Source organism: Duganella sp. OV510, from assembly GCF_900100205.1.
In the GTDB taxonomy this organism is placed as follows: Bacteria; Pseudomonadota; Gammaproteobacteria; order Burkholderiales; family Burkholderiaceae_D; genus Rugamonas.
The window spans coordinates 358,982-373,067 of sequence record NZ_FNEQ01000005.1 but is presented as its reverse complement, the minus strand read 5'-3'; the positions used below and the strand labels follow the sequence as shown (position 1 = coordinate 373,067).

The window sequence follows — 14,086 nt, the reverse complement described above, 5'->3', positions numbered from 1 at the left end:
CTGGACCAGGTGGCCCACCGCAAGCACGCCGACCATACCGAGATGCGCCGGCTGATGCGCGAGCAGGGCTGTTCGCTGGCCTACCAGCCCATCCTCGGCGCCGATGGCCAGACCATTGCCATGGAAGCCCTGCTGCGCCTGCCCGGCTATATGGGACGGCAACCGGTCGAGTATGCGATTGTGCTGGCCGGCGAGATCGGCATGCTGCCGGAACTCGGCGTGCGGGTGGCACGCCAGGCATGCGCGCGGTTGCGCGCGTGGCGGCAAGCGGGGCTGGATGGTCTGCGTGTCTGCATCAATACTTGCGCCAAGGAGTTGCGCAATGCCGGTTATGTGAACCAGCTGATGGCCACGCTGTCCGATTACGGCCTGCAGGCAGGCGATGTCGAGATCGAGCTGACCGAGCGCGATGTCATCGAGCTGGATCGCAGCGGCAGCAGGGTGGTGCAGGCGCTGCGCGCACGCGGCTTCCGCCTGTCGCTGGACGACTTCGGCACGGGCTACTCATCGCTCAGCTACCTGCGTACGCTGCCGGTCAACGCCATCAAGCTGGACAAGAGTTTTTTGCACGACGTGCCGGATAATGAAGACGCCAACGCCGTCGTCAGGATGGTGGTGCAACTGGCGCATGAGCTGGGGCTGGAAGTGGTGGCGGAAGGCGTGGAGCACGAGGCGCAAGCCAGCTTCCTCAACGCTGCCGGCTGCAATTCCTTCCAGGGCTTCCTGTATGCGCCGGCGCTGGCGCCGACAGATGCCGCCGCCTGGCTGCGCGGCCACGGGTGAGCGCTACACCAGTCCCAGGTCGCGTCCGCGCGTGCCGAAGATTTTCTCCACCTGGCCGGCGTTCAGGCCATACATGCGCGCCAGCAGGCCGCCAAACATGGCGCGGTACTCGTTCAGCACCGGATAGTCTCGGTTCTGGAACAGCGTGCTTTGCTCCAGGCGCTGCTGCTCGCCGCGCACCTTGCCGCCGTTGACGCCACCGCCCAGCACCCAGTAGACGCTGCCGTGGCCATGATCGGTGCCACGGTTGCCGTTCTCGCGGAAGGTGCGGCCGAATTCACTTAGCACCACCACCACGGTGTTGTTCCAGTCCGGCCCCATCTCCTGCGCAAAGCCGGCCAGGCCGCGCCCCAGTTCCTCCAGCCGGTTGGCCAGGTAGCCGCTGCGGTTGCCCTGGCCGACGTGGGTGTCCCAGCCGCCCACGTCGACAAAGCCGATGTTGTACTTCTCCTTCATCAGCCGGGCAATGCGGCGTGCTTCCAGTTCAAAGCCTTTGGCGCTGATGGCGTTGCGGTTGGCGGCGTTCATCTCGCCGATCATCTCCTTCATCACGTCCTCACGCACGGCAAAGCCGTCGCGCACCGGCTGCGCCAGCGCCGTGCCTTCGTACATGGCGGCGATGGCCTTGGCCTGCCTGGCGTCGACCGCCGGCTTGGCGACATTGCGCAGCGCCGTGTTGGGCACTTGCAGGCCGCCCTGCATAATCAGCGGCAGCTGGTCGGTGAAAGAGATGGCGTTGGCGCGGTCGGCGTTCAGCGTGGCGGCGAGGCGGTTGAGGAAGCCAGACCGATAATCGCGCGAGCCTTGCAGCGCCTGGCCCAGTTCGATGCTGTCCTGCGTTTCGAAGTGGCTGCGCGACAGGTCCTCGGTGCCGGCGAACGGCACGAAGGCAGCCTGGCCGGCGGTGAACAGCGGATGGATGGTGTCGGCCAGCACCGGGTGCAGGCCCCAGTCGGCATCGAGCGCCAATGCCTCGTCCTTGCCGATGGCGATATTCGGCCGCACCTCGTAGTAATACTGGCTGGAGACCGGCACCAGCAGGCTGGTGGCGTCGTAGCCGCCGCGCATGAAGACAAACAGCAGGCGGGTCTTGCTGGAAGGTGCGGCCCATAGCTGGCCAGCCATCGAGGCAGCCGACGCGGCAGCCAGGGTTTTGAGCAGGGTACGGCGTTTCATCATGCGTCTCCTAGCGGTGCATCAGTTCCGGCGATGACAGCAGCAGCGTATTCCACTCCTGCGGCGAGGCCGCCTGTTCCAGCGCCTGGCGCGTGGCCGGCGCCAGCGATTGCTGTAGCGACTGGTAGTACAGCGCGTTGGCCAGTTGCGGGAAGGCTGGCTTTTCCTGCGGCTGCGCGCCTTCGCTCTTGAACAGGCCGGCCGCGCCACCGCCAATGGCCTTGGCGATTTCAAAACGGGTGGTCATCTGGCCGGGGCTGGCCCAGGCGGACTGTGTCAGCGGGTAGCCGTCCGGCGTCTGGCGGCCGTACAGCGGTTCGGCCATGCGGCTCAGCCAGTTCAGCATCGGGCCGGTGTTGAGGATGACCTTGTCGTCATACGCGAGGCGCACGGCCGACACCACGTAATGCACCGGGTCCTTGAACTTCTTGCCCAGCGATTGCGTGAACTCCGGCGCCGTGAACATCACGCGCAGCACGGCGGCGATGTCGCCGTCGCTGGACTGGAAGCGTTGTGCCATGCGCTCCACCAGCTGCGCCGGCGGTTCGTCGGCAACGAAGTAAATCGCCAGCTTGCGGCTGATGTAGCGTGCGGTGGCGGGACTGCGGCTCAGGCGGTCCAGCGCTTCATCGACTTCGGCCAGGCCGCGTCCCTTGACCTGCTGGCCGAGAAACAGCTTGTCGCCATAGTCGTGGCGGCCGGGATTGAATTCGAACAGGCCCTGGCGCAGATACTGGTCCTGCTTGTCCTTGCGCACATTGGGCATCTTGCCGGTCAGGTTGACGCCAACGCCGGTGAGAATCCGCGCCAGCTGCTGCACATCATTTTGCGTGTAGCCGCCGTCGACGCCCAGCGTGTGCAGCTCCATGATCTCGCGTGCGTAGTTTTCGTTGATGCGGTTGGCGGCGTTCTGTTCGTTGTCCAGGTAGCGGATCATCGCCGGATGGCGCAGCGTGGCCCCCAGCAGTTCGCGGAACTTGCCCAGCGCGTGCGGGCGGATCGCCTGTTCTTCGTAGTCGCCCACCAGCACGCGCAGGTTGCTCTTGCCCTGGTGGACGTTGAAGTGGTTCATCCAGAACCAGGTCATCTGCTCCTGCAGCTGGTTGGGCGAGTACAGGTCGCGCAGCAGCGAGCGGGTGGCGGCTTCTTTCGCCAGGCGGCTCAGCTCCTGCTGGTAAGCGCGCTGTGCGGCTTTCTTGGCCTCATCGTCGACCATGGCCTTGTCGTAGTCGCGGCGCTGGTCTTCCAGCTCCTGCACCAGCTGCGGCAGCGGTTTTTGCGAGATGGTCAGGGCGTCGATCTGCGCCTGTGCGGCGGCGGGCAGCACCGCAGGGGCGGGATGCAGTTGCTGCTCCAGCCAGGCGTCGTAGCCGGTCTTGCCGGCCTGCTGCCAACTGCTGGTGCTGACGCCCCAGGTGATGCGGTTCAGCGCGGCGCTCAGCGCCACCGGATCGGCGGGCGCTTGCGGCGGTGTGGTAGAGGCGCATCCTGCCAGCAGCAGGAGCAGGGCGGCAATGGCGATAGGCGTTCTCATGCGGAAAGTATAGACCTCTGCTGGAGGCTGGACGTATGCGTTTCGTGTATCGTGCAACAAAATGTTACGGCGATCATCATGCCTGCCCTTGATCCATGCGGCGAGGCTTAAGCTTCTGGAAGGCGGAACTGCTGACGGATGAAGAGAGACACGCGCGCGCAGGCGTAAGGAGGCCGTCGAATGGATCGCAGAGGGAAAATCAAGGAATTGGAAATACGAGAAATGCTCAACAGGGAAAGCAGCTTTCAGCGGGGTTTGGGCTGATCGCTTTGGCGCTTAAGGGGCGCCGGATACCGCATGCCGGCGCCTGGCATGGCAAGAACAACTACTCTGTTCAATGCATAGACGCGGTGGATAGATCTTTCAGCTCGCGAATGCTGATGTCTGATTTTTCGTGCATACGCAACAGGATCGTCGCACCAACTGCCAGCTTGCGGTGTCGGATCTTGCTGATAATCGGGGGCTGAACTTCCAGTACCCTGCACAACTCTGCATCGTTTTTCAAGTTCATCTTTTCGATCAAAGTATCAAGAAGCTTGTTCGGGACAAAACTGGATGGTTCCAGTGCCCGAGCGCGATTCATGGCTTCAATCAGTTCCAGCTTCTTTTGACGGACGTTCATGGTTTGCTCCTCCTTTGCTCTAAACGTTAAAAGAAGTACGTTCCCGGCAAGGCTAGCGCCCACAGACTTTCAGGTCTGAATGTGGTGCGCGACTCAACATTCTTAATAACCATGCAAGTTAATTCAATAATACTACGGATGAAAAAAAAGTGCAGGGTTTAACAAATAAATTATGTTAGTTATTGCGCAAACGGGTTGACGATTGTTGTTTCTTTTAAGCCTGTTGAGGACAAATGTAGGATTTTGTCTGTCTTTTTGGCAGCGTGTTGCGAATGTGTCACCATGATCGCGCACGCACCGGTGGCCTTGATTTCACGTTGCAAGAGGGTGAGGATGGCGTCGGCGGTATCCGGGTCGAGATTGCCGGTAGGTTCGTCGGCCAGCACCAGCGCCGGGCGGTGCACCAGCGCGCGGGCGATCGCCACACGCTGCATTTGTCCGCCGGAGATTTGATGCGGGAAGTCGTGTTCGCGGCAGCCAAGGCCCACCGCTTCCAGCATCTCGGCGGCGCGCTGCGTCGGCAGGCCGTTCAGCAGCAGCGGCAGGGCGACGTTTTGCAGCAAGGTCAGGTGCGGCAGCACGTGGAAAGCCTGGAAGATAAAGCCCATGCGCGCGCGCCGCAGTCGGGTCGCGGCATCGTCATCCAGGCCGGACATCGGAATGCCGTCAACGATGATCGGCGAGCCGCCATTGGCGTCCGGCGTATCGAGGCCGGCGATCAGGTTCAGCAGCGTTGATTTGCCCACGCCGGAGTCGCCCATGATGGAGACAAATTCGCCAGCCTGAAAGGCCCATGACAGACGGTCCAGCACCGGACGGCCGTTGTAGGATTTGGAGAGCTGGCGAAGTTCGAGCATAGTCATCTTGTCAGGGCGCGGCGCATGGCAAAGCTGACGCCATCGACCAGCGCCACCAGCAACAGCATGGCGATGATGACGGTGGCGGCCAGCGGCATCTGGAACAGCGACAGGTGGTATTTAAGCATCTGTCCCAAACCGCCGGCGCCCACTACGCCAAGAATCGCGGCGGCGCGGATGTTGTTCTCCCAGCGGTACAGCGTGTACGACATCATCTGCGGCAGCGTTTGCGGCAGCGTGGCGTAGAAGAAGGCCGCAGTGGCGCTGGCGCCGTTGGTGCGCAGGCTTTGCTCCGGCAGCGGCGTGGCGTTCTCCAGCGAGTCGGCGAACAGGCGGCCCAGCACGCCGGCGGTGTGCGCGGCCAGCGCCAATGCGCCACCCAGCGGACCGAGGCCGGCGGCGATCAGCATGATGGAGGCCCACACCAGTTCCGGTATCGAACGCAGCACGTTGAGCACGGCGCGCATGGCGGCGCGTGGCGCGGCGCCGAAGCGGCCCGACGCCGGCAGCGAGAAGGCCAGGCCGAAGATCACCGCCAGCAGTGTGCCGAGGCCGGACATGGCCAGCGTTTCAATCGCCGCCCAGAAGGTCCGGGTGAGGAAGGGCAGGCCGGTCTCCGGCGGCGTGAAGCCGGCCAGCAGTTCCATGGTGCTGTTGATGGCTTCGATGGTGAAGAATTCGCGCCACTTCAGCGGCAGCGTGGCGAAGCTGGCGACGATCAGCAGCAGCACCAGCAGCATCAGGATGCGCACGGTCCAGTCGCGCGGCGGCGGCTTGGGTATATGCGGATTCATCCCAGCCTCCGGCGCAGCACTTTGGAGAACTGGTCGGCCAGCGCCACCAGCAGCACGAACACCAGCAGCATCGAACTGACTTCAGCGCCGGCCAGCATCTTCATCGATTCATCCATGCGCTGACCGAGGCCGCCGGCACCGACAAAACCCATCACCACCGAGCCGCGTATCGCGCACTCCCAGCGGTAGACGGTGTACGACATCAGTTCCGCCGCAGCTTCCGGCAGCGCGCCATACAGCAGCGCGTTGAGACGCCCGGCGCCATTCGCCAGCAGCGTATCGCTGGCATGGGCGTCGGACGATTCGAGAATCTCGGCGTAGACCTTGCCCAGCATGCCGCAGTAGGTGAGGGCGATGGCCAGCACGCCAGCGGTGGGGCCGAGGCCGATGATGCGCACGAACAGCAGCGCCCACACCAGCTCCGGCACCGAGCGCAATATCACCAGCAGCCAGCGCACCGCCTGGCGCACGGCGATGGCGACCGGGCGCATGCGGCCGGTGCCCAGTGCGGAAATCGACAGCTGTTCGTTGATGATCAGCGTGGCCGGAATGGCGCCCAGCAGCGCGAGCGCCAGGCCGGCGGTGGCGATGGCGATGGTGTTCCAGGTTTCGCGCAGCAGCATGTCCAGGAACTCGGCGCTGTGGGCCGGCACCAGGAAGTCGACCAGGAAGCGGCCGGTGGCGCCCAGGCTCTGTTCATCAAACAGTATCCATGGCTTGAATTCAGTGACCACCAGCGTTGGCCACAGCACCACCAGCGCGAGGATGATGGCGATGACGCGGCCGCGCAGCGCCGGGTCGCGGTGTATGGCATGGCTGACGGCGGGCTTGCCATCGCGGCCGTTGCTGCCGTGGCGTGGGTTCAGTGTGGCGGCCATTACAGGCAGGCGCCCACGCCGAGTTTGACCGCCATCGGATCGTCGCCGGCTGGTGGCGCGCTGTCTGCAGGCTGTTCGCCCTGATACAGCGCGGCGATCATCTGCGGCGTCACTTGCTCGCGCGGCAGATCGAAGGCGATGCGGCCGTCGCGCAAGGCGACGATGCGCGGGAAGTGGCCCAGCGCCAGGTCCACCTGGTGCAGGCTGCAAATCAGTGTGGCGTTGCGCGCCTTGGCTTCGTCGCGCAAGGTGGTCAGGGTTAGTTCAGACAGCGCCGGATCGAGCGCCGACAGTGGCTCGTCCACCAGCAGCGCCTTGGCCGGTGACAGCAGCAGGCGGGCCAGGCCGCAACGCTGGCGCTCACCACCGGACAGGCGGTCAACGCGCGAATACAGCTTGTCGCCGAGGTTGAAGCGCGACAGCGCCTGCCACGCGGCTTCCGGATCTTCTGGCTTGAACAGCGAGACGAGCGCACGCCACACGCTCCATTGCGGCAGGCGTGCGGCCAGTGCCGCCGTCACCACGCGCTGGCGCGGCGGCAGTGGCGGCGTCTGCGGCGCCAGGAACAGCTGCGCGCGCAAGCGGTGGCGCGCCGCTTCACTGAGCGACCATGGCGCCACACCGAAGGCGTTAAAGCTGCCTTCGGATGGCTTGTGCGACAGGGACAGCGTTGCCAGCAAGGTGGTCTTGCCGGCGCCGGAAGGACCGATCAGGGCCAGTTGCTCGCCTTGTTCGATGGTCAGGTTGATCGCTTGCAGCGCGGGAGTTGAACGCCCGCCGAGATGGCGGACGGTCAGGTCTTGCAGTTGATACGTTGGCATTTACTTCAGCAGGCCGGCGTTCTTCGCTGCCGCTTCGATGTTCTTGTAGTTGTCGACTTTGGTCGGGATGAACTTGACGGTGCGCTGCAGGTCCATGATGGCCTTGTCTTCCGGCTTGTTGATGTCCAGTGCCAGGAAGGCGTCGCTCAGCTTTTTCTTCAGGTCCGCGTTCATGTCGGTGCGCACCGACCAGTTGTAGTCGTAGTAGCCTGGCGTGGTGTAGAACACGCGTACCACGTTAGGATCAACCTTCTTTGCCTCGATCAGTTTCTCCCAGACCGAGATATTCAACGCGCCGGCATCGACCTTGCCGCCAGCAACAGCAGCTACGGTGGCGTCATGCGCGCCGGAGAAGGCGATGCGTTTCAGGTCTGTGTCCGGATTGATTTTCGCGGCCAGCAGGTAGTAGCGCGGCATCAGGTGGCCGGAGGTCGACGACTCGGAGCCAAAGCTCAGCGTCTTGCCTTTCAGGTCATTCAGACTGTTGATGCTTTTGTTGGTGGTGACGAACACCGAGCGGAATTTCTCGTCTTCGGTACGCTGCACCAGCGGCGTGATGGCGCCCTTGCTGCGGTCATTCGCTTGCACGAAGGTGAAGCCGCCGAACCAGACCATGTCGACTTTCTTGTTGATCAGCGCTTCCACCGAGGCGGCGTAATCGGTCACTGGCGTGAACTCGACCTTCATGCCGATCTTCTTCTCCAGGTATTCGCCCAGCGGCTTGAACTTGCGCTGCAGCTCGGTCGGCGCTTCGTCTGGAATGGCGGAGACGCGGAACACGTGATCGGCCGACTGTGCATGGGACCAGGAAGCGGCCAGCATCATGCTGGCGACGAGGACGGATTTGAGGGAGATTTTCATTGTGGTTGCCCTTTTATGTGAGAAGTCGCACAGAACTTTTGGTACAGCGCTACAAAATGGATATTCGGCTATCATAACAAAAATCATCCAAGCAGATGACCACCCAGAATAAAGGCAGAGCATTCATGCAAGTGTCACATGCCCCGGCGATTCGTGTTGTGTCGCCCCTCGCCAGCAACACCTTGTCGCAGCGGCCCGCACATGGCAGTGCGGCAGTCATCGAGGAAATCAGCGAGGGCCTGCTGGCAGATGCCGCTTACACCTCCCCCAAATTCCTGTACGACAGCCTGGGTTCGAAACTGTTCGAAGCCATCTGCGAATTGCCTGAGTATTATCCAACCCGCACCGAGGCAGCGATTTTCGCCGCGTATGGCGCCGACATGGCGCATGCGATCGGCGAGGGCGCATCGCTGATCGACCTGGGCGCGGGCAACTGTGCCAAGGCGGCGTCGCTGTTCCCGTTACTGAAACCAATGCAATACGTGCCGGTCGATATCTCGCGCGACTTTCTGCTCGGCGCGGTGGCGCAACTGCAGCAGCGCTTCCCGCAGATCGAGATGACCGCGCTGGGGCTGGACTTCTCCAGCGGCTTCGCGCTGCCGGACAGCGTGCGCGCCGAGCGCCGCGTGTTTTTCTATCCCGGTTCCTCGATCGGCAATTTCTCGCCGGAGCAGGCGTTGACGTTCCTGCGTGGCCTGCGCGCCAATGCCGGCGAGGACGGTGGCCTGCTGATCGGCGTGGACCTGATCAAGGACAACGCAGTGTTGAATGCAGCGTACGACGATGCACTGGGCGTAACGGGCGCCTTCAACCTGAACATGCTGCGCCACCTGAATCATTTGATCGGTGCGGATTTTGAAGTCGACCAATGGAAGCACGTGGCCTTCTTCAATGCGGAAAAGAGCCGCATCGAAATGCACCTGGAAGCGCGCTGTCCGCTGACCGTGACCTGGCGTGGCGGCGAGCGTGACTTCGCGCGCGGAGAGCGCATCCACACCGAAGACAGCTACAAGTACACGCGCCAGTCCTTCGTCGCGCTGCTGGAGCAAGCCGGTTTCGACACCACGCGCATGTGGACCGACAAGGATCACTGGTTCGCGGTGATACACGCGCGGGCAAACTGAGATGGATTTGCGTAACCGTTACGCCGCCGTGCGCAAGCATACGCTGGCGCTGGCTGAACCGCTGTCCGACGAAGACTGCGGTGCGCAATCGATGCCCGATGCAAGCCCGATCAAATGGCATATGGCGCACACCACCTGGTTCTTCGAGACCTTTATCCTGGAGCGCATGGAGCGTGACTTCGCGCCATTTCATCCAGCGTTTCGCATCCTGTTCAATTCCTATTACAACGGCATCGGCGAAAAGCATCCCCGTCCGCAGCGCGGCTTGCTGACGCGTCCCGGCATGGCGCAAGTGCGCGCCTACCGCGCCGATGTCGACGCCCGCATCGCGCGTTTGCTGGAGACATCGCCAAGTGCAGAACTGGACATGCTGCTGACGCTCGGCATACAGCACGAACAGCAGCATCAGGAGTTGATGCTCACTGACGTCAAGCACCTGCTGGCGCAAAGCCTGCTGCGTCCCGCCTACATGGAACTGCCGCTGGCGCCCGCCGGCATGGCGCCACCGCTGGCATGGCTGCCATTCGAAGGCGGCCTGACCGAGATTGGCCACGATGGCCAGGGCTTCAGCTTCGACAACGAGCTACCGCGTCACAAGCAGTACGTCGCCCCGTTTGCGCTGGCCTCGCGACTGGTGACGAACGGCGAATACCTCGACTTCATCAACGCAGGCGGCTACTTTAATGCCGCGCTATGGCTGGCCGAAGGCTGGGACTGGGTACGCACGCAGAACCTGAAAGCGCCGATCTACTGGTTCCAGGACGAGAAGGGCGCATGGCAGGAATTCACGCTGCATGGCTCACAGCCGCTGGACCTGAACAGGCCGGTCACGCACGTCTCATTGTTTGAAGCGGACGCTTACGCCCACTGGGCAGGCGCGCGTCTGCCGACCGAGTTCGAATGGGAATACGCCGCCGCGCAAGAAGCCGTCGAAACCGGCTCGCTGCATCCGGCCGGCGCGACTGGCGACGGACTGCGGCAAATGCACGGCCACTGCTGGCAATGGACCAGCAGCAGCTACGCAGCGTATCCCGGCTTTGCCGCAGCGGAGGGCGCGCTGGGCGAATACAACGGCAAGTTCATGCTGAACCAGTATGTGCTGCGCGGCTCATCATGCGCCACGCCCGAAGGCCACGCACGCGCCAGCTACCGCAACTTCTTCCCCGCCGGCGCCCGCTGGCAATTCACCGGCATCCGCCTCGCCCAACGCTAAGTAAGTAAATCCGGGGTCAGTTCTGCCAAATGTACATGAGCTCGTGTACGTTTGGCAGAACTGACCCCGGATTGCTTAGGCGTGCAGGCGGAACTGGCTGACGACGGCATTTAGTTCGCCTGCCTGGTCTTGCATCGCGGCGGCAGCGGCGGCGGCCTGTTCGACCAGGGCGGCGTTCTGTTGCGTGACCTGGTCCATCTGGCTGATGGCGATATTGATTTGCTCGATGCCGCTGCTTTGCTCGCGGTTAGCCAGCGTCATTTCTTCGACAATCGCGGTCACTTTACGTACACTGTCCTGCACTTCACTCATGGTGTTGCCGGCCAGGTCGACCAGTTGCGCGCCTGCCGTCACCTTGCCGACCGAGTCGTCGATCAACTGCTTGATTTCCTTGGCGGCGCTGGCCGCGCGCTGCGCCAGTGTGCGTACTTCCGATGCCACCACCGCAAAGCCACGGCCTTGCTCACCGGCGCGCGCCGCTTCCACTGCTGCATTCAGAGCGAGGATATTGGTCTGGAAGGCGATGCCGTCGATGACGGTGATGATGTCGACGATCTTGCGTGACGAGTCGTTGATGGCGTTCATGGTGTCTACCACTTGCGACACCACGGCACCGCCGCGCTGTGCAATCTCTGTGGCGTTCTGTGCCAGCTGGTTGGCCTGATGGGCGTTGGCGGCGTTCTGCTTGACGGTGCTGGTCAGCTCCTCCATCGAGGCGGCGGTTTCCTCCAGCGAGCTGGCTTGCTCCTCGGTGCGCGAGGACAGATCCAAATTGCCGCTGGCGATTTCCGCCGAGGCGGTGTTGATCGCGCCGGTGCCGCTGCGCACGCGGCCAACGATGTGCGACAGATTGGCGCTCATCTGCGCCATTGCTTGCAGCAGCTGGCCCATTTCGTCGCGCTGTGTGCTGCTGATGTTGTGTGTCAGGTCGCCGCCGGCAACGGCACGCGCCACCAGCAGCGCATCGCTGATCGGATCGGTGATCGAGCGCGTGACGCGCCAGGCGAACGCCAGGCCTAACGCCAGCGCCACCACGCCCAGCCAGGCCATCATCTGCCGCGCCATCGAGATATCGTGTTTGACCGCCGCGCCGTTTTCGTTGACCACCGCTTTTTGCAGCTCGTTCAGCTGGCCCACGCTGTCTTGCAGCTTGCCCAGCTTGGGCAGCATGTCAGCGCGGAGAAAGGCGAGTGCTTCGTCACGCTTGCCATCCGCAAGCAGCTTGCCTACTTGCGTGAATGAAGCCACGTAGGCCTTGCGTTCGCCCGCGATGCGCGCCAGTAGCGCTTTGCCGTCTTCGCGCGTGACCAGGCGGCCCAGCGTTTGCAAGGCTACGGTGATGGTTTGCTTGTTGGCCTCCATCTCGCTCCTGATGGCGGCGAGGCGAGCGCTGTCATCGGTGGTGAACAGTTCGAGCGTGAGCGCGGAGTTGGCGCGGGTGGTGGTGCTGACGGTGGCCGCTGCTTCGGCCTTGATCCAGTCGTTGTCGATGATGGTGTCGTTGAGCGAGCTGATGCTGCTTAGCCTTTGCAAGCCGGTGCCGATCAGGATCGTCATCAGGACCAGCACAGCGCCGAAGGCGACGCCGAGGCGTGCGCCGATTTTCAGGTTCGAGATATTCATGCATCGCTCCGTTCATGTCCGGTGAGGACAGTATAACGTCGCGATGCACGAATGGTGTTGCGCGGCGGGCCCTTTATGCGGTTGCCGTACCTTGCGCTTGTTCCGCTGCGGCGCGCGTCAACTGGCGGTTGACGGCGCTCAGCACCGCCTTGAACGAGGCGGTCAGAATGTTGCTGTCGGTGGCCGCGCCAAACAGCGTCGGGCCGTTGGCCAGGCGCAGTTCAACATAGCAGGCCGCCTTGGCGTTGGCGCCGGAGCCGATCGAGTGCTCGTGGTAGTCCATCAGCTTGATGTCCAGGCCGAGTGCATCGACGAAGGCGTCGATCGGGCCGTTGCCGCCGCCTTGCAGCGCCAGTGGCGCGCCGTTGTGGATCATGGCGATGTCGATCTGCACCGGCTCGTCGCTGCTGGTGTCTTCCACCATTTTGTGCGACTGGTAGCCGTATGGAACCTGCTGCGCGAAGTACTCTTTGCTGAAGATGTTGTAGATGCCTTCAGCGGTGATTTCCAGGCCGGTCTGGTCGGCCACTTGCTGCACGGCGCGGCTAAATTCGATTTGCAGGCGGCGTGGCAGTACCAGGCCGTAGTCCTGTTCCAGCAGGTAGGCCATGCCGCCCTTGCCGGACTGGCTGTTGACGCGGATGACGGCGTCGTAGCTGCGGCCCAGGTCTTGCGGGTCGATCGGCAGGTAAGGGATTTCCCAGATCGCGCCTTCCTGTTGCTTGGCGAAGCCTTTCTTGATCGCGTCCTGGTGCGAACCCGAGAAAGCGGTAAATACCAGGTCGCCGACGTAGGGGTGGCGCGGGTGCACCGGCAGCTGGTTGCATTCCTCGACCACCTTGCGTACTTCGTCGATGTCGGAGAAGTCCAGGCCAGGGTTGACGCCTTGCGTGTACAGATTGAGCGCCAGCGTGACCAGGTCGACGTTGCCGGTACGTTCGCCATTGCCGAACAGGCAGCCTTCGACGCGGTCGGCGCCAGCCATGACTGCCAGTTCTGCCGAGGCGACAGCGGTGCCGCGGTCGTTGTGCGGGTGGACCGAAATGATCAGCGAATCGCGGCGGGTCAGCTTGCGCGACATCCATTCGATCTGGTCGGCGTAGATGTTAGGCGTGCTGCATTCGACGGTCGATGGCAGGTTGATGATCAGCTTCTTGTTTGGCGTTGGCTCGAAGATGGCGATGACGGCGTCGCAGATATGCTTGGAGAAGTCCAGCTCCGTGGTGGAGAAGGATTCCGGCGTGTACTCGTAGCCCCAGTCGGTTTGCGGATGCTGTTTGGTCAGCTCTTTCACCAGCTTGGCGCCGGTGGTGGCGATGTTGGTGATCTCTTCGCGCGACATGCCGAACACCACTTTGCGGAACACCGGCGCCACCGAGTTATACAGATGGACGATGGCGCGCTTGGCGCCAACGCAGGATTCCACGGTACGGCGGATCAGTTCTTCGCGCGACTGGGTCAGCACGATGATGGTGACGTCGTCCGGAATGCGGTTTTCGTCGATCAGCCGGCGCACGAAATCGAAGTCGGTTTGCGAAGCCGAAGGGAAGCCCACTTCGATTTCCTTCAGGCCGATCTTGATCAGCAGGTCAAAGAAGCGCAGTTTTTTATCGATGCTCATCGGCTCGATCAGCGCCTGGTTACCGTCGCGCAGATCGGTGCTCATCCAGATCGGCGGTTTGCTGATGATGGCATTCGGCCAGGTGCGGTCGGACAACTGCACTGCTGGGAAAGGACGGTATTTGGACGCTGGGTTCTGCAACATCATGGTCATGCTCCTGGATCTTTGAATTTTGGGTG

Annotated in this window: 13 protein-coding genes; 3 read left to right on the top strand and 10 right to left on the bottom strand. The window is 62.7% G+C overall.

The features are described 5' to 3' along the window. The first annotated feature begins 9 nt into the window (after positions 1 to 9). Positions 10 to 783 (top strand): EAL domain-containing protein, encoded by a 774-nt coding sequence (locus BLS51_RS16170; RefSeq protein WP_090183713.1) that lies wholly within the window; start codon positions 10 to 12, stop codon positions 781 to 783. Positions 784 to 786: 3 nt separating this feature from the next. Here the strand turns inward: BLS51_RS16170 and BLS51_RS16165 are convergent, their stop codons facing one another. The 8 genes from BLS51_RS16165 to BLS51_RS16130 form a co-directional block, all read right to left on the bottom strand. Then, positions 787 to 1,959: a DUF1501 domain-containing protein gene (locus tag BLS51_RS16165; protein ID WP_090183716.1), complete on the bottom strand. Its 1,173-nt coding sequence runs from the start codon at positions 1,957 to 1,959 to the stop codon at positions 787 to 789. 10 nt (positions 1,960 to 1,969) lie between these two features. Then, positions 1,970 to 3,493 carry a DUF1800 domain-containing protein gene (locus BLS51_RS16160; protein WP_090183720.1) on the bottom strand — a complete coding sequence of 508 codons (1,524 nt, stop codon included), beginning with the start codon at positions 3,491 to 3,493 and terminating at the stop codon, positions 1,970 to 1,972. Positions 3,494 to 3,827: 334 nt separating this feature from the next. Then, positions 3,828 to 4,115 (bottom strand): hypothetical protein, encoded by a 288-nt coding sequence (locus BLS51_RS16155; protein WP_008447145.1) that lies wholly within the window; start codon positions 4,113 to 4,115, stop codon positions 3,828 to 3,830. Between the two features lie 179 nt (positions 4,116 to 4,294). Then, positions 4,295 to 4,972, bottom strand: coding sequence for an ABC transporter ATP-binding protein (locus BLS51_RS16150; RefSeq protein WP_090183723.1), 678 nt, complete (start codon positions 4,970 to 4,972; stop codon positions 4,295 to 4,297). Between the two features lie 2 nt (positions 4,973 to 4,974). Next, positions 4,975 to 5,766, bottom strand: a complete 792-nt coding sequence (gene phnE, locus BLS51_RS16145) for a phosphonate ABC transporter, permease protein PhnE (RefSeq protein ID WP_090183726.1) — start codon at positions 5,764 to 5,766, stop codon at positions 4,975 to 4,977. Beyond that, positions 5,763 to 6,644: a PhnE/PtxC family ABC transporter permease gene (locus BLS51_RS16140; protein ID WP_090183728.1), complete on the bottom strand. Its 882-nt coding sequence runs from the start codon at positions 6,642 to 6,644 to the stop codon at positions 5,763 to 5,765. Before BLS51_RS16140 ends, phnE begins: the two co-directional genes overlap by 4 nt. Then, positions 6,644 to 7,465 carry a phosphonate ABC transporter ATP-binding protein gene (locus tag BLS51_RS16135; RefSeq protein WP_090183730.1) on the bottom strand — a complete coding sequence of 274 codons (822 nt, stop codon included), beginning with the start codon at positions 7,463 to 7,465 and terminating at the stop codon, positions 6,644 to 6,646. Before BLS51_RS16135 ends, BLS51_RS16140 begins: the two co-directional genes overlap by 1 nt. Continuing rightward, entirely contained in the window at positions 7,466 to 8,326 is an 861-nt protein-coding gene (locus BLS51_RS16130) for a putative selenate ABC transporter substrate-binding protein (protein ID WP_090183732.1), read from the bottom strand. 125 nt (positions 8,327 to 8,451) lie between these two features. Between BLS51_RS16130 and egtD the strand changes: the two genes are divergently transcribed. Then, positions 8,452 to 9,450: an L-histidine N(alpha)-methyltransferase gene (gene egtD / locus BLS51_RS16125; protein ID WP_090184643.1), complete on the top strand. Its 999-nt coding sequence runs from the start codon at positions 8,452 to 8,454 to the stop codon at positions 9,448 to 9,450. Between the two features lies 1 nt (position 9,451). Beyond that, positions 9,452 to 10,663, top strand: coding sequence for an ergothioneine biosynthesis protein EgtB (gene egtB / locus BLS51_RS16120; protein ID WP_090183735.1), 1,212 nt, complete (start codon positions 9,452 to 9,454; stop codon positions 10,661 to 10,663). 75 nt (positions 10,664 to 10,738) lie between these two features. On the opposite strand, the gene BLS51_RS16115 is transcribed toward egtB, so the two are convergent. Then, complete coding sequence (locus BLS51_RS16115; RefSeq protein ID WP_090183737.1) at positions 10,739 to 12,286, bottom strand: methyl-accepting chemotaxis protein; 1,548 nt, start codon at positions 12,284 to 12,286, stop codon at positions 10,739 to 10,741. Between the two features lie 73 nt (positions 12,287 to 12,359). Next, on the bottom strand, positions 12,360 to 14,054 hold the full coding sequence (gene leuA / locus BLS51_RS16110) for a 2-isopropylmalate synthase (protein ID WP_090183741.1): 1,695 nt from the start codon (positions 14,052 to 14,054) through the stop codon (positions 12,360 to 12,362). Between the last annotated feature and the right edge of the window lie 32 nt (positions 14,055 to 14,086).